18 protein-coding genes are annotated in these 19,505 nt (G+C 69.2%); 5 read left to right on the top strand and 13 right to left on the bottom strand.

The genetic code is table 11. The annotated features are described in order from the left end of the window. Positions 1-194: 194 nt before the first annotated feature. Together DTA22_RS21190 and DTA22_RS21195 are read right to left on the bottom strand one after the other, a co-directional pair. Positions 195-1,868 carry an amidohydrolase gene (locus tag DTA22_RS21190; protein ID WP_112300793.1) on the bottom strand — a complete coding sequence of 558 codons (1,674 nt, stop codon included), beginning with the start codon at positions 1,866-1,868 and terminating at the stop codon, positions 195-197. After that, positions 1,868-3,298: an APC family permease gene (locus DTA22_RS21195; protein WP_112300794.1), complete on the bottom strand. Its 1,431-nt coding sequence runs from the start codon at positions 3,296-3,298 to the stop codon at positions 1,868-1,870. The genes DTA22_RS21190 and DTA22_RS21195 overlap by 1 nt, the downstream gene beginning before the upstream one ends. Before the next feature lie 101 nt (positions 3,299-3,399). On the opposite strand from DTA22_RS21195, the gene DTA22_RS21200 reads away from it, so the two are divergent. Continuing rightward, positions 3,400-4,023 carry a TetR/AcrR family transcriptional regulator gene (locus DTA22_RS21200; protein WP_174233837.1) on the top strand — a complete coding sequence of 208 codons (624 nt, stop codon included), beginning with the start codon at positions 3,400-3,402 and terminating at the stop codon, positions 4,021-4,023. A gap of 9 nt (positions 4,024-4,032) precedes the next feature. On the opposite strand, the gene DTA22_RS21205 is transcribed toward DTA22_RS21200, so the two are convergent. Beyond that, the gene (locus tag DTA22_RS21205; protein WP_112300796.1) at positions 4,033-5,682 is read right to left on the bottom strand and encodes an amidohydrolase; all 1,650 of its coding nucleotides are present in this window, start codon (positions 5,680-5,682) and stop codon (positions 4,033-4,035) included. A 17-nt stretch (positions 5,683-5,699) separates the two neighbouring features. Continuing rightward, positions 5,700-6,938, bottom strand: a complete 1,239-nt coding sequence (locus DTA22_RS21210; protein ID WP_112300797.1) for an MFS transporter — start codon at positions 6,936-6,938, stop codon at positions 5,700-5,702. Positions 6,939-7,226: 288 nt separating this feature from the next. Between DTA22_RS21210 and DTA22_RS21215 the strand changes: the two genes are divergently transcribed. Continuing rightward, entirely contained in the window at positions 7,227-8,753 is a 1,527-nt protein-coding gene (locus tag DTA22_RS21215) for a PucR family transcriptional regulator (RefSeq protein ID WP_037243719.1), read from the top strand. A 24-nt stretch (positions 8,754-8,777) separates the two neighbouring features. Here DTA22_RS21215 and DTA22_RS21220 read toward each other — a convergent pair whose 3' ends face one another. The 5 genes from DTA22_RS21220 to DTA22_RS21240 all read right to left on the bottom strand — a co-directional run bounded on the left by DTA22_RS21220 (position 8,778) and on the right by DTA22_RS21240 (position 16,097). After that, positions 8,778-10,139 carry a flavin monoamine oxidase family protein gene (locus DTA22_RS21220; RefSeq protein ID WP_112300798.1) on the bottom strand — a complete coding sequence of 454 codons (1,362 nt, stop codon included), beginning with the start codon at positions 10,137-10,139 and terminating at the stop codon, positions 8,778-8,780. Positions 10,140-10,191: 52 nt separating this feature from the next. Beyond that, positions 10,192-13,374, bottom strand: a complete 3,183-nt coding sequence (locus DTA22_RS21225) for an NAD-glutamate dehydrogenase domain-containing protein (protein WP_112300799.1) — start codon at positions 13,372-13,374, stop codon at positions 10,192-10,194. 149 nt (positions 13,375-13,523) lie between these two features. Then, entirely contained in the window at positions 13,524-14,684 is a 1,161-nt protein-coding gene (locus DTA22_RS21230; RefSeq protein ID WP_112300800.1) for an MFS transporter, read from the bottom strand. 4 nt (positions 14,685-14,688) lie between these two features. Further along, on the bottom strand, positions 14,689-15,153 hold the full coding sequence (locus tag DTA22_RS21235) for a hypothetical protein (protein ID WP_112300801.1): 465 nt from the start codon (positions 15,151-15,153) through the stop codon (positions 14,689-14,691). A gap of 14 nt (positions 15,154-15,167) precedes the next feature. Further along, entirely contained in the window at positions 15,168-16,097 is a 930-nt protein-coding gene (locus tag DTA22_RS21240; RefSeq protein ID WP_112300802.1) for an AEC family transporter, read from the bottom strand. Between the two features lie 141 nt (positions 16,098-16,238). Here DTA22_RS21240 and DTA22_RS21245 point away from each other — a divergent pair, with 141 nt between their 5' ends. From DTA22_RS21245 to DTA22_RS21255, 3 genes are all read left to right on the top strand, one after another. Continuing rightward, a complete protein-coding gene (locus DTA22_RS21245) occupies positions 16,239-17,291 on the top strand; it encodes a serine hydrolase domain-containing protein (protein ID WP_112300803.1) in 1,053 nt (350 codons plus the stop codon). Positions 17,292-17,372: 81 nt separating this feature from the next. Continuing rightward, on the top strand, positions 17,373-17,762 hold the full coding sequence (locus DTA22_RS21250) for a DUF6153 family protein (RefSeq protein ID WP_245973326.1): 390 nt from the start codon (positions 17,373-17,375) through the stop codon (positions 17,760-17,762). Between the two features lie 71 nt (positions 17,763-17,833). Next, positions 17,834-18,418, top strand: coding sequence for a DUF305 domain-containing protein (locus DTA22_RS21255; protein WP_112300805.1), 585 nt, complete (start codon positions 17,834-17,836; stop codon positions 18,416-18,418). 61 nt (positions 18,419-18,479) lie between these two features. Here the strand turns inward: DTA22_RS21255 and rpsR are convergent, their stop codons facing one another. The 4 genes from rpsR to rpmB are packed head-to-tail and all read right to left on the bottom strand — an operon-like array spanning position 18,480 to position 19,465. Then, the gene (rpsR, locus tag DTA22_RS21260) at positions 18,480-18,734 is read right to left on the bottom strand and encodes a 30S ribosomal protein S18 (protein ID WP_005238639.1); all 255 of its coding nucleotides are present in this window, start codon (positions 18,732-18,734) and stop codon (positions 18,480-18,482) included. Between the two features lie 9 nt (positions 18,735-18,743). Further along, positions 18,744-19,049 (bottom strand): 30S ribosomal protein S14, encoded by a 306-nt coding sequence (gene rpsN / locus DTA22_RS21265; RefSeq protein ID WP_005259913.1) that lies wholly within the window; start codon positions 19,047-19,049, stop codon positions 18,744-18,746. A 12-nt stretch (positions 19,050-19,061) separates the two neighbouring features. Further along, entirely contained in the window at positions 19,062-19,229 is a 168-nt protein-coding gene (gene rpmG / locus DTA22_RS21270) for a 50S ribosomal protein L33 (protein WP_037243738.1), read from the bottom strand. After that, complete coding sequence (rpmB, locus tag DTA22_RS21275) at positions 19,229-19,465, bottom strand: 50S ribosomal protein L28 (protein WP_005238644.1); 237 nt, start codon at positions 19,463-19,465, stop codon at positions 19,229-19,231. Before rpmB ends, rpmG begins: the two co-directional genes overlap by 1 nt. Positions 19,466-19,505 lie beyond the last annotated feature (40 nt).

The raw sequence follows: 19,505 nt of genomic DNA on the forward strand, positions 1-19,505 counted from the left end.
GGTTCCTCTCGTGGGGTCGAAACTCGTGGGGTCGAAACTCGTGGGCCGGAACGGACCGTCGGTCGAACGGTCCGGCCGTGTCCCGCAGTTGCAGAACATCTGAAAACAAGTGTGCGCTGCCTCACAAGCCGAGGGCAGCTGACAAAATGGTGAAAGACGCGCCCCCCGCCGCGCCGAGTTGTCCACTCCGGAGGTCACCCGTGCGAGCAGGTGTGCCCGGCGGCGCCGGAGCCGGCGAACGGCACGTCCGCGCCGGCGCTCACGGAGTCGGCGTCGTGCACGACAGCGCCGCCGACGAGGGTGAGATCGGCCCGCTGGTCCAGCAGTTGCCCGGGCTCGAGCCTGTAGAGGTCCGCCGACCAGACGACCAGGTCGGCGCGGGCACCCGGACGGATCACTCCGAGCTCGTCCTCGGCGTGCCACGCCCACGCGCCGCCGCGGGTGTACGCCCGCAACGCCGAATCCAGGTCCATCCGCTCGCGCGGCGTCCAATCGGTCCGGCCGTCCAGACCGGAGCGGGTGAGGGCTGAGTACAGGCCGACGAGCGGATCCATCTCCCCGACCTGCCAGTCGCTGGAGAACGCCAGCGCCGCCCCCGACTCGGCGAGCGAACGGAAACGCCACGCCCGGTCCCACCGGTCCTCGCCGACGTTCTCCATCCACGTTCCCGCGACGAGGTCGGGCGAGCAGTGCCGCGGCTGCATCGCCGCGACCACGCCGAGTTCCCGGAACCGGGGAAGGTCCTCGGGATGGAGGCATTCGACGTGGACGATGCCGTGCCGTCGGTCGGCCGTGCCGTTCACGCGGCCGGCGTGCTCGATCGAGTCGAGCGCCAGCCGGATCCCCCAGTCGCCGGTCGCGTGGGTGTGCGTCTGGAAGCCGAGGCGGTCGAGTTCGGTGAGCATCGCGGTGAACTCGTGCGGCGGCAGGCTGGGCGCGCCGCGGTGCCCCGGCCGGTTCGCGTAGTCGGAGAGCATGGCGGCGGTGTGCGGTTCGATCACGTCGTCGGCGTACAGCTTCACCGGTCCGAGCCGCAGCATGTCGTCGACGGGTGCGCTGTCGACGGCCTCCCGCAGGTCCCGGCGGAACTCGGCGTCCGCGCCGACGGGGTGGAACAGGGCGGTGATCACCCGCGAGTTCATCCGTCCCTCGGCGCGGGCCCGGTACATCAGATCGAGTTCGGCCAGCGGGACCTGCGGTTCGACGACGGTGGTGATGCCGCTCGCGGTCGCCATCTCCAGACTGGACGTGATGCGCCGATAGCGGCGGTCGGGGGAGTACATCGGGATGTCGCGCTGCAGACCGGCCAGACCGGCCCGCGTCATCGCGCTGGTGTAGAAGTCCGTCACCCAGCCGGTGGGCAGGCCGTGGTCGTCGAATTCCGGTCGTCCCCAGGGGATCTGGGTGCCGCGGTCGATTCCGAGCACCCGCAGCGCGGCGTCGTTCAGCCACACCGAGTGCTGATCGTAGGTCGTGATGAAGACCGGGCGGTCCGTGAGGCCGCGGAGGTCGGCGGCGTTCGGGCGGCGCCCGGTCACCACGGAGTAGACGGCGTTCTCGGCGCAGATCCAGTCGAGGTCGGGGCGGGCGGCCGCGTGCGCGCCGATCCGTCGCCGAACCTCGGTGAGGTCCTGTGCGCCTTCGAGGCTCACGGCGTCGGGATCGAATCCGAGGAGCAGATGGTTGTGGCTGTCGATGATGCCGGGGGTGACCAGTCGGCCCCGCAGGTCGATGGTGCGCAGGGCGACGGGGGCGTCCGCGGCGGCCCCGACGTACCGGATCAGGCCGTCCTCGATGCCGACGGCCTCGGCCCGGCAGGTGGGGTCGAACGTGCGCACGACGCCGTTGGTCAGAAGCAGGTCGAGCATCAGCAGTTCTCCTCGGGGGCGGCGTTCAGCAACAGCAGGTGGGTGTTCTTGCGCGGTCGCAGGTACAGGGCGTAGTAGACGAAGCCGGCGGCGACGAGTCCGAGGGAGATGCCGAGGCTGAGCCACTGCTCCGGGTCGAGCAGCGTGACGACGAAGACGAGGCCGAGTGCGGCGATGCAGACTCCCGGGGCCAGCGGCCACAACGGCATGCGGTAGCCGGTTCGGGTTGCTCCGCCGCGGCGGTGGTTGATCGCGGCCAGTGCGATGAACAGGTACGTGAACGTCAGGGTCGACCCGGTGGCGGTGAGCAGGACGTCCAGCGGGACGGAGCACGCGGCGAACGCGATGGCGCCCATCACGACGGTGGCGAGGACGGGGACGCGGCCCTTGGTGCTGACGGTCTGCAGCGGCGCGGCGACGGTCTCGGGGAGGGCGCGATCGCGGGCGGCGGCGTAGAGAAGCCGGCCTGCCTGCAGGGTGATCGCGATGATCGCGTTGATCACGGCGAGGGCGATCGAGAGCAGGACCACCATGGCGACGGCGTGACCGGCGCGTTCGGTGAGGAACGCCTCGACGGGAAGGCTGGAACCGAAGAGTTCGGTTTGCGAGCGTGCGCCCACCAGGATCGCGATCAGCGGGACGAGTTCGGTGGCGACGGTGATGGCGGCGCTCCAGATCACGGCCTTCGCGATCGAGCGGGCGGCGTTCTTGGTCTCCTCGGCGAAGTAGACGGCGCCGCCGTACCCGTTGTACGCGAAGATTCCCTGGGTGACGGCCAGCATCAGTCCCGAGATTGCCAGCGGTGCGAGGTTGCCGGTGCCGGGATCGAGAACCTCCGGGCTGAGGAGGCTGGTCAGCGGACGTTCCATGTGGACGAACCCGAGGACGGTGAGCAGAGCCAGCGCCGCCATTTCCACGCCCAGGAAGACCCCGGTGAGCCACGCGTTCGTGCGGATGTCGAAACATGCGGTCACGGTGGTGATCACGACCACGGCGAGTGCGGTCTGCTGCGGGGACAGGCCGTGGATCGCGACGCCCAGGTAGTCGGCGACCCCGAGGGCGAAGACCGCGATGATCAGCGGCAGGGAGATGAGGCTGATGAAGAACGTGGCGATGCCGAAGGCCGGTCCGAGTGCTCGCGACACGAGCGAGTAGTCACCGCCGGCAACGGGATACGCGGAGGCGAGTTCGGCGTAGCAGAAGGCGATGAGAATGCTGACGATGCCGGCGATGAGGAAGGCCCAGAACACGCCGGTGCCGAACAGGGCGAGCGCCGAGCCGCCGAGGATGAAGACGCTCGACGCCGGCGAGATCGACGACAGGGTGATCAGGATGTTTCCGCCGACGCCGATGCTCCGGGAGAGCGAGGCCTCGTAGGTGCCGGGTGCGGCGGGGGGAGTGGCGGTGGGTGGCCGGGCGGTCTGGTCCATGAGCTGTCCGTTCGGGGTGGTGAGGTGCGAAAGAGTTTTTTGACAGATCCGTCAAACAACTGGGCCGAGTGTCACAGATCACGTCGGCTAGTGTCAACGGCATGGCACGACCGAACACTCAGAAGCAGCGGCGTTCCGAGCTCATCGAGGCGACGCTGCAGGCGGGATCCGCGCACGGGCTCAGGTCGCTGTCCCTGACCGATGTCGCGAAGCGAGCGGGGCTGACGCGCGGCGCACTCCTCTACTACTTCGACGATCTGGATTCGCTTCTCGTCGAGGCGCACCGGGCAGGCACCGAGCGCTACTGCGACCTGCGCGACGAGGCGGTGGCCGCGCAGACGTCGTACGCCGCCAAGCTGCGGACGGCCATCGACGCCGGGCTGCCGAGCGGTCCCGACGACACCCTGATGCGATTGCTCTACGAATTCGACTTCATGACAGGCACTTCGGCGCTGCACGACGAACTGGTGCAGAAGATGTACCTGCGGCAGCTCGCGACGTACCGCGCCATCCTCGGTGACGGGCACAGTTCGGGGCAGTTCGCCGTGCGCGGCGACATCGACCAGGCGGCAATGAATCTGGTTGCCCTCGAAGACGCGTACGGCCTGCACATCGTCGGCGGAAACAGTCTCATCACCGTCGATGCCGCGCGCACGGCGATGCTGGGGTTCTGCGAGCAGATCGGCTGCGGCGTCACGGAAGACGCCGCAGCCGAACGGGACTGACCGGGAAGGCTACGCAGGGTGGCTGCCCGCCACCTCCACCTCGTGACGCACCGCGCCGGCCACCACGGTCAGCTGCACCCGCGCGGTGAGGAGGGAATCGGCGCCTGCGGTGAACGGATCCCCGTCGAGGACGACGAAGTCGGCGGCCTTGCCCGCGACGAGTTGACCGGTGAGGTCGTCCCAGCGGCACGAGTAGGCGGCGTCGCGGGTGGCGTGCGCGAGCGCGTCCGCCATCGGCAGGGCGTACTCGGGCAGGTTCGGCGCGAGCGCCGGATCGATAGCGGACTTGCGCGTCGTCGCGATGTACATGTTGGGCAGCGGAGGATGCGGCGCCGTGGGGGCGTCGGACCCCAGCGCGAGGACGGCGCCCGCGGCGGTCATCTCGGGCCACGGGAACGCCCGCTCGACCCGATGGTCGCCCAGCATCGCCCGCCAGTTGTCCTGGATCGCCGGGTCGGCATGGACCGGCTGCATCGACGCGACGATGCCGAGGCGCGCAAGCCGCTGCACGTTGTCCTTCGTGATCGTCTCCAGGTGCTCCATCCGGTGCCGACGCGGGCGAATCCCGTTGGCGGCGATCGCCTGTTCGAGCGCGGCGAGCGCGATCTCCGACGCCTCGTCGCCGATGGCGTGCAGGGCCACCTGCAGGCCGGCGGCATCCGCCGCGACGACCACCGGTGCCAGCGAGGCGAGGTCCCAGATCGGTTCGGCGTTCGTGCCGTCCGAGTACGGCTCCTTCATCGCCGCGGTACAGCTGTCGATGACGCCGTCGATGATGATCTTGATCCCGGCCATCCGCAGCCACGGACCCTGCAGGCGTCTCTGGTGCTCCACCGCCTCGTGCACCTGGCGGACGTTCTCCTCGTCCGAGTCGGTGCGTTCGATCAGCCAGTGCCCGGCCACCCGGAGCGGCAGCGTGCCCCCGCCCGCGGCCAGTGCGCGCTCGAGAGCCTCGACTTCGTCCGCGCCGAGCGCCATGTCGACCGCCCCGGTGACGCCGTCCGCGAGATACTGCTCGAACGCTGCCGCGAGGGCGACGTCCCGCTCGGTGTCGCTGACCAGCTTCGCGAGGGTGGGCCATACGATCTGGGTCACCGCCGTCTCGTAGAGCATGCCGGTGGCCTCGCCGGTGTCGGGATCGCGCTCGATCCGGCCACCGATCGGGTCCGGGGTGTCCGCGTCGATCCCGAGTTCGCGGAGCGCGGCCGTGTTCACCCACGCCGAGTGCACATCGTTGGAATCGAGGTACACCGGTCGGTCGGCCTCGGCCGCGTCGATCATCTGCCGTGTCGGCGCGTGCCCGTCGAGCGCGGGAAACAGCCAGCTGCGTCCCAGGAGCCGGGGTGCGTCCGGGTTCTCGGCGGCGAACCGGCGGAGACGGTCCTGGATGTCGTTCAGATCCGCGGCGCTCTGCAGGTCCACCTTCTGGAGGGCCTGGCCCGTCATCAGCAGGTGGGTGTGGGCGTCGATGAAGCCGGGCAAGACGAAGGCTCCGCGGAGTTCGACGACGCGGGCGTCGCCGGACAGCGTGTCGGCGGTGGCGGTGTCGCCGACATACGTGAGGCGATCGCCCTGGACGATCATCGACTCGGCCCAGGCGGGTTCGGCGGCGGTGAAGATCCGGCCGCCGCGGTAGTGGGTCGTCGTGTCGGTGTTCATGGTGTTCTCTCTTTCCGTCAGACGACGACCGAGGTGGTGTACCGGGCAGTGGGATCCTGTCCGGGTGACGCGGACGCGCGCTCGGTGCGCGTCGACAGGCGGGCGATCGACACGATCGGCACGAGCAGGACGAGGCTGATGCCCGCCAGGACGAACCCGAACGCGACGTAGCCGACTGCGCCGGTCACGAGGGTGCCGAAGAGCGGGGCGAACGCGGACCCCACCAGATACGTCCCGAGGAGCGGGGCGGACCAGCGGCCGGACGAGTCCAGCGCGGCCGCGATGGCCACCACGTAGATGAACGCCGCGGCGTACACCGTGTTCCAGGCGATGATGAGCACCAGATACGTCGTCGAATCGGTGGCGAGGCACGAGCCCAGTTTGAGGGCGGCGCCGAGTGCGAGGAGGACGGCGGTGGGGACGGTGCGTCCGAGGCGGGAACCGAGCGCGGTCAGGACGAGGGCGGCGCCGATGCCGCCTGCGGTGGAGAGGCTGAGGGCCAGACCCATCTGCTGTTCCGTCAGGGCGGCGTGTTCGGCGCCCATGATGCCGGACACGGCCCACAGCGAGTCCTCGCCGATCGCCCAGATCGCGAAGAGCACGAGCAGGGTGAATCCGGCGACGGCCAGCTTCTTCTCGGTGACGCCCTCGGGCAACGGGGTCCGGGTGCGCGCGGTGCTCGCCTCGTCGTCCTCGACGGCGGGGGCGGACGGCAACCAGGTGATCGTGAACACCGTCGCCACCGCCAGCACCGCGACGATCCCGAAGGCATTGGTCATGTGCAGGCCGAGGATCGGGATCAGTGCCAGGATCCCGGTGACCGCGGTGCGGTTGACGAGCCCGTTGATCCCGGACACCCGGTTCGGATTGTTCAGCGCGGCCAGGGCCGCCCCGCCGACCGCGACCGCGCCGCCGGCACCGATCCCGCCGACGATGATCGCGGTGCACGCGATCGGCGCCGAGTGGATTGTGGCGGCGACGGCGAATCCGGCGGCCATCACGACGAGGCTGACGCGGCCGAGCAGGTGGCGCGAGCGCCCCGCAGCCCACCGGGTGGTCGCGAGGCAGACGAGCGCGGTAGCCAGCAGGGAGCCGGTGAGGACGGCGCCCGCGACGGTCTGGGTGATGCCGAGATCGTCGACCATCGCGATGATCATGAGCGGGATCAGATTGGCCGTGATGTAGCCGACGACGAAGACGCTGAACGTGGCGATACCGCGGCCGAGTGTCAGTGGGACGCGGACGGCGGCGGTCACGTGGGATTCCTGGGGTGGGTCAACGACAACTCCGTGTCTCGGGTGGCGGCCCGCGTGAGACGTGGGTCACTTAGCGAATTGGATTCGTTAAGTATGCGGAGGGCGCGCGCCATACGCAAGGGGGCAAACGAACTCAATTCGTTAATGTTGGGTTTCGGCGTTGCCCGAGGTCGACGTCTGACACAATGGAGTAGTCGCTCGGGCCCCGCTGGCCAACTTGTCCAGCGCCATCCCGATTCCGACCGGTCAGGGTGGCACGGACCCGACCGCAACTGCGCAGGAGCCGACATGACCGTTGCCGTTCGCTGGATGTTGTCCCAGCCGGACCTGGCTCTCGAGTTGAAGGGCGGCGCCGCCGGTCTCGGCAACGAGATCACGTTCGCCCACACCACCGAACTGCAAGACCCCTTCCGGTGGCTCTCCGGCGGAGAATTGCTCCTCACCACCGGCATCCGGCTTCCGCTGACCGCCGCCGACCGGGCGCGATACCTGCGCGGCCTCGGTGAAGCCGGGGTGGCCGCGGTCGGGTTCGGCACCGGCCTCTCGCACCCGGAGGTGCCCGAGGACCTGGTGGCCGTCGCCGACGAGATCGGGCTGCCGTTGCTCGAGGTGCCGTTGCCGACACCGTTCGCGGCCGTGGTCAAGCGGGTCATGAACCGACTCGCGGAGCAGGAGTACGAGGCGGTGCTGCGCGCGTCCCGGGCGCAACCGCGGATGACCCGCGCCGTCATCCAGGGCGGCACCGGCGCCACCGTGCGCGAGCTGGCCGTCGCCACGTCGGCCACCGTCCTGCTCCTCGACCTGTCCGGCCGGGTGCTGGAGTCCCATCCGGCGCAGCCCGCGGAGGACGTGCTCGGGGAACTGCGGGAAGTGCTCGAGGCAGGCACCGGCGGAGCGTCGAGCAGTGTGTCGCTGGCACGGTCGGGCGCGTCGATCACGGTGCAGCAGATCAGTGTCGGCAGCACCCCGCACGGACATCTCGCCGTGATCAGTCCCACCGCGCTCAGCCACGTGGACCAGATCCTGCTCGGCCACGCGAACTCGTTGCTCGCCTTGGATTTCGAGAAGCCGGTACGGCTCAGGACCGCACAGAACCGGCTCAATTCGCACGCCCTCGGCCTGCTGCTCACCGAGGACCGCGACCTCGCGCCCGCCTGGTCGCAGATCCGGCACGCCGCGGACGCGGACGGGATGGTCCGCGGACTCACGGTCGTGGCCGAGACACCGGCACTCGCGGAACGGGTGGAGTCGGCGGTCGCGGTCGCCATGAACAAGGCCGGACGGCAACTCTTCTCGCGCCGTCACGATACGCGGGTCACCGTTCTGCTGCGGGGCACCGACGACGTGGACTTCGCGCGGGCGATGCTGCGCGGACTGCCCGCGCCGGCGCGGAAGGCGATCCGTGCGGGGTTGAGCGGGAGGCGGGAGGTCGCCGGTCTGGTGGCGGCCATCGAACAGTCCCAGCTGGCCGCGTCGGCCGCCGAGGCGGGGGCGGAGCCGTTGGAGTTCGCGGCGCTGACCGGTAGCGCGCTGCTCGCCTTCAGCTCGACGCGGGAGGTGCTGAACTCCCTGGCGGACACGATGATCGCGCCGATCGACGATTACGACCGCACCAACGGCACGGAACTGCTGGGATCGCTGCGGGCGTTTCTCGAGGCGAACGGGCACTGGGAGTCGGCGGCGGCGGCGATGGGCGTGCACCGGCACACCCTGCGCAGCCGCATGGCGCGGATCGAATCGTTGATCGACTGCCGGCTGGACGTGGCGCGGGTGCGGGCCGAACTGCTGCTCGCGATCATCGCCCGGCAGTCGTGACTGCCGGGCGATGATCGGACGGGACTACTTTCCGAGGCGGGCGACGATGTCTGCGGCGGTGCGCTGACCCATCCGCACGGCGCCGTCCACGTGCTGGTAGCCCTCGGCGGCGATGTCCGAGCAGGAGAAGTGGAACGGTCCGACCGGCGTCCGCGAGTCCTTGCCGTACCGGTGCAGGCCACCGAGGTCGAAGCTCGCGGCGTACGCGCCCCGGGTCCATTCCTCGGAGCCCCAGTCGGACTCGTAGTAGACGACCGGCTCGGCGGCCTTCGGTCCGAGGTAGCGGGCGAGCGAGCCGAGAATGGTGGCGCGACGCTCCTCCTCGCTCAGTTCGAACATCGCGTCGGCCTTCTCGTCCGACACGAACGCGACGAGGGTTCCCCGGGTGTCCTCGTGGTTGGTGTTGTCGTACACCTCCTGGACGACCTCGGACGCGCCGAATCCGGTGCCGGCGAGGCCGTCTTCACGCCAGAACGGGGTCTCGTACACGGCGTGCACCTTGATGACGAGTCCCAGCGACTGGTGCTGGTGCATCTGGTGCTGGCGGCGCGGCAGCGGCGGGTCGTAGGAGATGCGGGAGTACAGGTTCGGCGGGACGGCGAGCACGACGCGGGACGCTTCCACGCGAATGTCCCCGTCCGCCAGCACTACTGCGCCGTCCTCGCTCCACTGGACGGTGCGCACGGGCGCGTTCAGGAAGACGTCGTCGCCGAGGGCGGCCGCCATCCGGATCGACACCTGCTGCATGCCGCCGATGACGCGCTTGTCGAGGATGAAGTCCTCGTCCACCAGGTGCGAGAACGATCCGGCGGACGCGGCCATGAGCACGGCCTGCAGCGCCGAGAACGAGTGAGCGGGCTTGGTCAGCATGCCGCCTGCGATGAACAGTCCGATGTTGTCGCGGGCCTCCGCGTCGTCGGACTGCTCGATCAGCCAGTGCTTGAACGAGATCGTGTCCAGTTCGCGGGCCAGCGGGTGCGCCCAGGGCTCCTCGGCCCCGACCTGCGCGGCGAGGTCGTCGAGGATCTGGATCAGCCGGTCCATCTCCTTGCGGGTCGTCTCGTCGACGGGGAAGGATTCGCCGGTGTAGCGGGTGCGTTCGCCCGCGGCGGAGATGTAGACGGACTCACCCTCGCGGTACCGGTCGAACGTCTCGAGGCCGAGTTCGTCGAGCAGGGTGATGAGTGTCGTCTGGTCGGGGGAGACCCACTGGCCGCCGATCTCCAGCATCGCGCCGTCGATGGTGTCGGTCCAGGTCCGACCTCCGACGCGGTCGCGCGCCTCCAGGACCGCGACGGACAGCCCCGCCTTGCGCAGCGCGGTGGCTGCGGCCAGGCCGGACGGGCCGGCGCCGACGATGGCGACATCACGTTGGAGAGTAGGCACTTTCGAGCTCCTTTGGTTGAAGTGCTGACGGGTTCGTGAAAGGGGGGTTCTGTTAGCAGCGGGTGAGCGCGAGCGACAGTTCGGCGTCGATGACGCAGATGCTCGAGTTGTCCACGCGGTCGTGGCTCCGCAGCTCGCCGAGCATCTGTGCCAGGCGGTCCGCGGCGGTGGTGTGTTCGGTCAGCCACTGGGCGACGGCGTCGGCGGCGGACGTCGCGGGCGAGGCGTCGCGCAGCACCAGTCCGATCAGGCCGTGCCAGTGTTCCTGCAAATTGTCGACGAGGACGGCGCCCGCCATCGCCTCCCAGTAGGCGGTCCCGGTCTCGCCGACGGAGAACCGTTCCGACAGCCAGTCGAGGCCCACGACACGGCCGAATTCGCGGTACGTCTCGGCGACCTGGGTGATCGGCAGGTCGAGTGACTGCGCGGTGGTCTCCAGTGCGAAGGCCTGCGCGAGGATCCGCAGCGTGCCCAGGTCCTGGGCGGGGGCACCCGTGAGCCGGGGCAGCGCCGCGGCGAGTTCCTGGACCGGCTTCGCGAAGCGCTCGATCAGCTGCTGCGCGTCCGTGCCCGCGGCGCGATGCCGCAGCAGCCAGGACGTGGTGCGCTCGATCAGGTCCTGGATGCCGAAGTGCAGATTCAGCCGGGTCCGGTGGGACGCGCCGGGCAGGGTGAGGACCTCGTTCCACAGGCGGTCGATGTCGAACACCTGCCGCACCACCGCGTACGCGACGGTAATCTCGGGGGTGCCGACGCCGAGCCGCTCCTCGAGGCGGTGGATCAGGCCCGGTCCGACACGGTCGATCATGTCGCCGGCCACGATGACGGCCACGATCTCCCGGGCGAGCCGGTGACCGCTGATCTGCTGGGGAACGCGTTCGCGGATGGACGCCGGGAAGTAGTCGGCGAGAACACCGTCGAACACGGCGTCGTCGAGCACGGGGGAGGCGAGCAGTTCGGTGACGACGAGGTTCTTCGACTGTGCGAGCAGAACCGCGATCTCCGGCCGGACCAGTCCCTGGCCGGCGCGGTGCCGCGCCGACAATTCCGCCGCCGACGGCAGGACCTCCGCGGCCCGGCTGATCCCGGCGTCCCGCTCGAGGTTCTCGATCAGCCGCTCGTGACGTCCGAGCAGGAACGGTGCGTGGACCTCGGCGAGGCTGATGGCGAGCGTCTGGGAGGCGGCGTCGGCGAGCACCGATTCGCCGATCTCGTCCTGCACGCGGGCGAGCAGCGTGTTCCGTTCCGCGGCGGGCAGTTCGCCCGCCGCCACGGCCGCGTCCAGCGCGACCTTCAGGTTCACTTCCCGATCCGAGGTGGCGACCCCGGTGGCGTTGTCGATGAAATCGGCGTTGATCCGGCCGCCGTTCAGCGCGTACTCGATCCGGGCGCGCTGCGTGAGACCGAGGTTGCCGCCCTCGCCGATCACCGCGGCGCGCACGTCGCTCGCCTCCACCCGGACGGCGTCGTTGGCCGGGTCCGCGGCGTCGGCGTGCCCCTCGGTGGAAGCCTTGACGTACGTGCCGATTCCGCCGTTCCACAGCAGGTCCACATCCGCGGTCAGCAGTGCCTTCACCACCTCGTGCGGGGGCAGCTCGGTGGCGGTGACGCCGAGGCGTTCACGCACCTGCGGCGACAGCGGGATCTTCTTCGCGGTCCGCGGCCACACGCCGCCGCCCGCCGAGACGAGGTTCCGGTCGTAGTCGTCCCAGCTGCTGCCGGACACGGACGCGAGGCGCTCGCGTTCGCGGTAGGAGGCCTCGGAATCCGGTTCGGGGTCGAGGAAGATGTGCCGGTGGTCGAACGCGCCGACCAGCCGGATGGCGCGGCTGAGCAGCATGCCGTTGCCGAACACGTCGCCGGACATGTCGCCGATGCCGACCACGGTGAACGCGTCGGTGTCGACGTTCTTGCCCATCTCCGCGAAATGCCTGCGAACGGAGACCCATCCACCGCGCGCCGTGATGCCCATCGCCTTGTGGTCGTAGCCGGCGGAGCCGCCGGACGCGAACGCGTCGCCGAGCCAGAATCCGCGACGCGTCGCGATGCTGTTGGCCAGGTCGGAGAATCGGGCCGTGCCCTTGTCCGCGGCCACCACCAGATACGGGTCGGCGTCGTCGTAGATCACCGTGTCGCGGGGATGGACCACCTCACCGTCGACGATGTCGTCGGTGACGTCGAGCAGTCCGTCGATGAAGCTCGTGTACGCCGCGCGGACCGCGTCCGGGGTCGTCTCGGTGCGCACCACGAACGCGCCCTTCGCGCCCATCGGGACGATCAGCGAGTTCTTCACGTGCTGCGTCTTCATCAGACCCAGAACCTCGGTGCGGAAGTCGTCCTTGCGGTCCGACCACCGCAGACCGCCGCGCGAGACCGGACCGCTGCGGACATGGCTGCCCTCGACGATCGGCGAGTGCACGAAGATCTCACGATACGGAGTCACGGCCGCGGACAGCGACAACAGCGACGGGTCGATCTTGAACGCCGCGGGGGCGGCGCTGATCGTGCGGTCGTGCTGGAACCAGTTGGTGCGCAGCACGGCCGACGTGAACGACAGCAGGCCGCGGAGGAGACGGTCCTCGTCCATCGTCGCGGTGCGATCGATCGCGGTGAGCAGCACGCGCTCCGCGTCCGCGACGGCGCTGTCGCGGTCGGTGCCGGTGACGGCGGGGTCGAAACGGGCGGTGAACAGGTCGCGGAATCCGCGCACGAAATCGGTGTGCCGCAACAGGATCGCCACGATGTTGGGTTCCGACAGTCCCAGCCCCACCTGGCGGAGGTAGCGGCAGGCCGCCCGGACCAGGACGGCGTCCGTCCACGTCAGGTTCGCCGCGGCGACGAGCCGGGTGAATCCGTCGACCTCCAGATGACCGGCGGCCGCGGCCTCGAACGCGTCGGACAGCAGGCCCGGAGTGTCCGCGTCCCAGGCGAAGTCGCCGGTGCTGAAGTCGAACCGGTGGACCAGCGGGCTGCCGGGCTCACCCGCGGGCAGCTGTTCGTGGGACGCGACCCGCAAACCGAGGTCCGCGAACAGCGCGACCAACTCGGCGAGCAACGGGGTGCCCTGCGGCCAGACCATGACGGCGGCCGGTTCGGGCGGTGCATCCGCCGTGTCGACGAACCGCAGCCGCGGAGTGGTCCCTCCGGACGCCAGGACCGCGCTCGACACGGCGGCCTCGTCCTGGCGTGGACGGGGTGTGTCGGTCGTGCTCGGAATGACACCGGTATAGCTCATCGTGTGGCTCCTGACCCCTGATCTGGCAAACGCGTGACTTGGGAACCAGTGTGTCGAGAAGAGACGCACGCCACATCCGACGAAGTGGAGCGTCGTGCCGCGGCGGACGCGACGTTTCGGAGCTGTGAGTACTTGTTAACCGCGGGCGGTTAACAAGTACTCACAGCTCGCCAGGTGGAGACCGCTGCCGTGCCGAGCAGCCCGCCGGTGATCACGAAGATCGACGACGTGCCCGCGACCCCCGCCGCGGCGCCCGCGGTCAGTGGAATCAGTACCTGCCCGAGCCGGTTGCCGGTCAGGCGCAGCGACAGCGCCGCCGCCCGGTTGGCGGCGGTGACGAGCCCGGCCACCCACGTCATCGTCAGTGGTTGACCGATGCCCCAGAAGAATCCGGCCACGACGAGGAGCAACGCCATCCCGACCGGGTCTGGGACAAAGGGCAGCAGGGCGGTGGGCAGTGCCGAGCACAGCGTGGCGGAGATCAGCAGTTTCTGCCGCGGCACGCGGGTGAGCAGCCACGGCAGGAACGCGCGCGACACGATCGACGCCGCGGTCCGCGCGGTCAGCAGCAACGTCACCAGCAGAACGCTGAACCCGAACTCGTGCCCGAGAACGGGGAGATACGCGACGACGACGTCGACCGACGCCAGCACGATCAGGCTGCTGAACACGGCAGGCCGCATCCCTGTCGTCGAGATCATGCTGACCACGGACTGCCGGTCGCCCTTGGACGCCGACTCCGCCGGCTGCGGGCGTTCGCGGATCGGCCAGGCGAACGGGATCGCGGCCAGCGACACCACCCCCATCACCGTCAACGCCAGAGTGGTCTCGACGCCGCCGCCGTCCGAGCTTCCCGCCGCGATCAGCCCGACCAGCGGAACTCCGACGGCCTGGCCGACCGAGACGCCGAGCGTCAATCCGGCGAATCCCCGGTCCAGCTCACCGGGTGGGGAGAGGAGCGTGACGAATCCCTGCGCGGCGACGGTCACGAGGATCTGGCCGAATCCGAGGATCACGTTGCCGAGCCCGAGGACGATCAGGTCGCTGCTGACGGCGATCACCAGGACACCGAGCGACGTCAGCACCACACCGGTCCGCAGGATCGCGGCGGCGTGCCGCCGGTCCACGGCGCGTCCGATCCGGACCGCCACGAGCAGCGGTGCCAGCGAGAACAGGGCGGTGACGATGCCGATCGTGACGGCGTCGCCGCCGAGCGCGAGGACGCGGTAGGAGACGAGAACGCGGACGGCGTGATAGACGGCCTGGAGCAGAGCAGTGGCGATGCAGACGTTGAGGAACCAGTGCTTCACCGGGTCATCCGTTGATCACCTGGCGATTGCCGAGTGGCGCCTGCAACGGGACTTCGAGGGTGCCGAACACGGCGACGAGAATGCACATCTTGTCGGCCGCCTCCGGGAGAGTGCCGGTGCGCAGCGAGATCGTGACCGTGGTGTCGGTCTCGGTGACCGTCGCGGCGGCGCCGTAACACTCCGGGGTTCCGGTGACGAAGTGGATCGCCACCATGTTGCCGTCCGTACGGGACCACGACTCGAACGGCGTCGGATTGGCCCGGACGATGTCGGGGCGCGACTCGAAGACGGTGCCGAACTCGTCGCCGGGCACTTCGGAGGGAATGGGCATCCCCGACGACGGATTGGTCGGGCTGGGATCCACTGCGGACGCGATCTCCGGGGGAATCGTCGGTTCGTCGGTGCTCGAACCGGACCCGCATCCGGCGAGGGCGAGGCAGGCCAGCACTGCGAGGGCGATTACGCGCATATGCCACGGTAACCTCATCCCGCGAGGAGGCCGGAGACCAGCGCAATCCCCGGAATCGCAGCTAAAGTGGTGACGAAAGCGGTGTCCCGCGCCAGGACGGTTCCCACCCCGTACCGGCTGGCGTAGACGAAGACGTTCTGTGCCGTCGGCAGCGTCGCCACCACCACGATGGCGAACAGTTCGTGGCCGTCGAGCCCGAGCAGATAGCGCGCCATCAGGTAGGCCAGCACCGGTTGCACGACGATCTTGAGCACCGACGCCAGCGCGACGTCGCGTCGCGGACTCGTCCCCTTCTCCAGCACCCGCACCCCGTAGAGCGAGATGCCGAATGCGAGCAGCGCACCCGGAACCGACGCGCCACCCATGAGCCGGAACGGCTGCATCAGGGCTTCCGGGGGTGTCCAGCCGAGGAGAGCGATCAGCAGTCCCGCGGCGCCCGCCACGACGATCGGGTTCTTGAACGGCGCGGTGATCGTGTCGAGTCGCGACGCACCGCGGCGGAGCGTGGTGACGTCGAGGATGGTGAGGGCGATGGGGGAGTACGCGATGATCTGGAACAGCAGCAGCGGCGCCACGAACGACGCGTCGCCCAGGACGAACACCGCGATGGGAATCCCGAGATTCGCGGAGTTCACGTACGACGCCGACAGTGCGCCGATCGTCAGTTCCGGAAGGGACCTGCGTAGCCACACCCGCGCGACGAACATGTACAGTGCGCCGACCGTCAACGCCGTGACAGCCGCGACGGCCAGAGTGGGCGAGAAGATCACGGAGAGGTCGGACGATGCGAGCGAATCGAACAGCAGCGCCGGTGTGGCGACGAAGAACACCAGCCTGCCCAGGACGGATTCGCCCTCCGCGCCCAGCGTCCCGCGACGGCCGAGCATGTAGCCGATGGCGATGATGACGAATATGACGGTGAATCCCGCAACCACTCCCGACACGCTGCGGGGCACCTCCTCGACAGGTCAGCCTCCTGTCGGCAAACCTTCCGAAGTCTAGTGCTCGGCATTCGGGTGGGTGACAATAGCCTCCGGTCGGGGAGATCGTCTGTGCGCGTGTTCCGTCGCGCTCGAGGAGTCGCAATGCTGCGTCGAACGACCGTCCTCTGTGCGCTGTTCTGCGCGTGGACCCTCGCCTGGGGTGCCGCTCCCGTGGCGTCGGCGCTCGCCCCGCCGTCGAGTGGGGATCCGCAACTGATCGCACTCGCCGGGCAGGTCCTCGGCCGCAGCTACCGCGAGAACGCGAGCGTCGCGTACATCGACGCGTCCGGCACCCGGTTCGCGAATTTCGGGGCCACCGAGGACACCGACTTCGAGATCGGTTCCGTCACCAAGACGTTCACCGCGGAGCTGTTCGTCGACGCCGTCGCCCGGGGCGAGGTGCGCGAGGACACGAAGGTCGGAGATTTGCTGCCGCTGCAGGGCGCACCGGTCGGCGACGTGACGCTGCTCGAGCTGGCATCCCACACGTCCGGGCTGGCGCAGTTCCCGATGAGCACCGACACCGTGGTGGCCGTCGGGCACTGGGTGGTCGCGTCCAACCCGTTCACCTACGACCGGGCGACGCTGCTGCAGCAACTGCAGTCGGCGCCGCTCACCACCCGCGGCAGCTACTCGTATTCGACCGTCGGCTTCGCGCTGCTCGGTCAGGCGCTGGCCGCGGCCGCGCACACCGACTACCCGTCGCTGCTCCGCGAGCGCATGCTCGTCCCCCTCGGACTGTCGCAGTCGTGGATGCCGCTCACCGCCGCCGACCTGCCCCCGAACGTCACCCGCGGATTCGACGTCCTGCACCGGTCGCAGGACCCGTGGCCGCTGGACGCGTACGCCCCGGCCGGCGGGTTGCGGTCCACGGCGAACGACATGTCGACGTACGTCCGGGCACTCCTCGACGGGACGGTCCCCGGCGCCGCGGCCATGGACCCGCGGTGGATCGGCGACAACTACCGCGCGCTGACGTGGTCGATCGTCCCGTTCGAAGGTCGCGACTACACATTGCACGGCGGCGCGACCGGTGGTTTCCAGTGCACCGTCGTGCTCGACCGCGCGAACGACCGCGGGCTCGTCATCCTCACCGACACCATCGGCGGACTCGAGCAGCAGGGTCTGGAGATCCTCGCCCACACCCCCATGTGAGTGCTTCCGCGTCCCGGGACACACAACGCCACTCACATGCGTCGATACCCCCGCTGGGTATGTCCGGTTACAGTGGGTGGTGTGGAGACGGCAACCGGGCGGAGGCGCACAGTGGTGGCGCGTGCCGCGCTGCTGATCGCCGTCGCCGCCGGGGTGCTCCTCATGCACAGCCTGATCGCGCCGACCGCGATCGCGGCGGTGCACGAGCAGCCCCCGGCCGCCGCGTCCCAGGCCGAGGACCCCCACGGTTGCGGCGGGGACGGCTGCGAGCAACCCCATCTCACCGGACATCAGTGTGCCGGGATGATCGTGGTGATCGCCGCGCTGACGTCGGTGATGTTGCTGTGGTGGCATTCCGCGGATCCCGTCGGCCGACGGTCCCGGGTGAGCGCCGCCCGTGTGCAGTCGGGGCGCGGTCCACCACCGTGGACGGTGTTCTCTTTGGCGGAACTCTCGATTCTGCGGGTGTGACAGGGGGCCCGGGGCGTGTGCCCCGGCGGATCCGACTGTCATTTTCCCGAACTGATCTCGAGGAGTTCCTCATGCGTACCACCAACACTGTCCTGATCGCCGCCGCTGCAGGCGCGGCTCTCGTCCTGACCGGCTGCGGCACCGACTCGGCAGGCACCTCGTCGACGTCCGGTGCCTCGACGTCCGTGGTCGAATCGCAGGCGCGGTTCAACGACGCCGATGTCGCGTTCCTGGAAGGGATGTACCCGCATCACGCGCAAGCGGTCGAGATGGCCGACCTGGTCGCCGGCCGCACCGACAACGCCGACGTGGTTGCTCTCGCCGCCGCGGTCGAGGCGGCGCAGCAACCCGAGATGGACCGGATGACGACCTGGCTCCAGCAGTGGGGGAAACCGGTTCCGACGCCCGACATGCACGGCATGAGTCACGGCGACGGAATGATGTCGGCCGATCAGATGGACGCCCTGACGGCACTGTCGGGCACGGAGTTCGACCGGCAATGGCTGACCATGATGATCGAGCACCACGAGGGCGCGATCGACATGGCGAACACCGAACTGGCCGACGGTGAGAACCCGGAGGCCACGCAGATGGCCACCGACATCGTGACCGCCCAGCAGAAGGAGATCGCCGACATGCAGGCCGCGCTCGGCTGACCGGAACGACGAAAGGCCGCGTAATCCGAGGATTACGCGGCCTTTTCGGTGCCTACGTGAGTTACCGGCTCGTGAAGGGCAGCAGGGCCATCTCGCGAGCGTTCTTGACGGCGACGGCAACCTGACGCTGCTGCTGCGGGGTCAGGCCCGTGACGCGGCGGCTACGGATCTTGCCGCGGTCCGAGATGAACGTGCGGAGGAGGTTGATGTCCTTGTAATCGACGTACTCGATCTTGGCCGCGAACAACGGGTTCTTCTTGGGCTTGCGGCCCTCGACGGGACGCGGCTTCTTCGACGGTGCTCTCTTGACTGCCATCTTCTTCCTTTACCAGCTCGACTTGTGGACGCCTGGCAGCTCCCCGCGGTGCGCCATCTCGCGAACACGCACGCGAGAGAGCCCGAACTTCCTCAGGTGGCCGCGCGGACGTCCATCCGCAGCGTCTCGATTGCGCAATCGTACCGGACTCGCGTCGCGGGGCAGACGCTGCAGTGCCGCCCGGGCCTCCGCGCGCTCGTCTTCGCTGCTCGACGGACGGCGGATGGTCTCCTTCAGCTCCGCGCGGCGCTCGGCCCAGCGTGCCACGACGATCTTTCGCTGCTCGTTCTTTGCGATCTTCGACTTCTTGGCCATGTGCGGTGTCTGCTACTTCTCTTCTCGGAAATCGACGTGCTTCCGCACGACCGGGTCGTATTTCTTCATCACGAGACGATCGGGATCGTTGCGGCGGTTCTTGCGGGTCACGTACGTGTACCCGGTGCCTGCCGTCGACTTCAGTTTCACGATCGGGCGGATCTCGTTGCGGGTGGCCATCAGATCTTGTCCCCGCGGGCGCGGATCCGGGCGACGACGGCCTCGATGCCGTCCCGGTCGATGGTTTTGATGCCCTTGGCGGAGAGCGTGAGGGTGACCCGCCTGCCCTCACTGGGCAGGAGGTAGGTCTTCTTCTGGATGTTGGGATCCCAGCGCCGGTTGGTTCGCTTGTGGGAGTGCGACACGGACTTGCCGAATCCTGGCTGGCGTCCGGTCACCTGGCAGTGCGCCGACATGGTGTTCCTCTCCTGTCCCCTCGCGGAACCGCCACGAGAG

This window comes from Rhodococcus wratislaviensis (assembly GCF_900455735.1).
GTDB lineage: Bacteria > Actinomycetota > Actinomycetes > Mycobacteriales > Mycobacteriaceae > Rhodococcus_F > Rhodococcus_F wratislaviensis.

What these genes read in the sequence shown, in the direction of transcription:
- DTA22_RS21190 (WP_112300793.1), bottom strand. Translation starts at nt 1,868, where the DNA reads ATGCTCGACCTGCTTCTGACCAACGGCGTCGTGCGCACGTTCGACCCC.
- DTA22_RS21195 (WP_112300794.1), bottom strand. Translation starts at nt 3,298, where the DNA reads ATGGACCAGACCGCCCGGCCACCCACCGCCACTCCCCCCGCCGCACCC.
- DTA22_RS21200 (WP_174233837.1), top strand. Translation starts at nt 3,400, where the DNA reads ATGGCACGACCGAACACTCAGAAGCAGCGGCGTTCCGAGCTCATCGAG.
- DTA22_RS21205 (WP_112300796.1), bottom strand. Translation starts at nt 5,682, where the DNA reads ATGAACACCGACACGACGACCCACTACCGCGGCGGCCGGATCTTCACC.
- DTA22_RS21215 (WP_037243719.1), top strand. Translation starts at nt 7,227, where the DNA reads ATGACCGTTGCCGTTCGCTGGATGTTGTCCCAGCCGGACCTGGCTCTC.
- DTA22_RS21225 (WP_112300799.1), bottom strand. Translation starts at nt 13,374, where the DNA reads ATGAGCTATACCGGTGTCATTCCGAGCACGACCGACACACCCCGTCCA.
- DTA22_RS21235 (WP_112300801.1), bottom strand. Translation starts at nt 15,153, where the DNA reads ATGCGCGTAATCGCCCTCGCAGTGCTGGCCTGCCTCGCCCTCGCCGGA.
- DTA22_RS21245 (WP_112300803.1), top strand. Translation starts at nt 16,239, where the DNA reads ATGCTGCGTCGAACGACCGTCCTCTGTGCGCTGTTCTGCGCGTGGACC.
- DTA22_RS21255 (WP_112300805.1), top strand. Translation starts at nt 17,834, where the DNA reads ATGCGTACCACCAACACTGTCCTGATCGCCGCCGCTGCAGGCGCGGCT.
- rpsR (WP_005238639.1), bottom strand. Translation starts at nt 18,734, where the DNA reads ATGGCAGTCAAGAGAGCACCGTCGAAGAAGCCGCGTCCCGTCGAGGGC.
- rpsN (WP_005259913.1), bottom strand. Translation starts at nt 19,049, where the DNA reads ATGGCCAAGAAGTCGAAGATCGCAAAGAACGAGCAGCGAAAGATCGTC.
- rpmG (WP_037243738.1), bottom strand. Translation starts at nt 19,229, where the DNA reads ATGGCCACCCGCAACGAGATCCGCCCGATCGTGAAACTGAAGTCGACG.
- rpmB (WP_005238644.1), bottom strand. Translation starts at nt 19,465, where the DNA reads ATGTCGGCGCACTGCCAGGTGACCGGACGCCAGCCAGGATTCGGCAAG.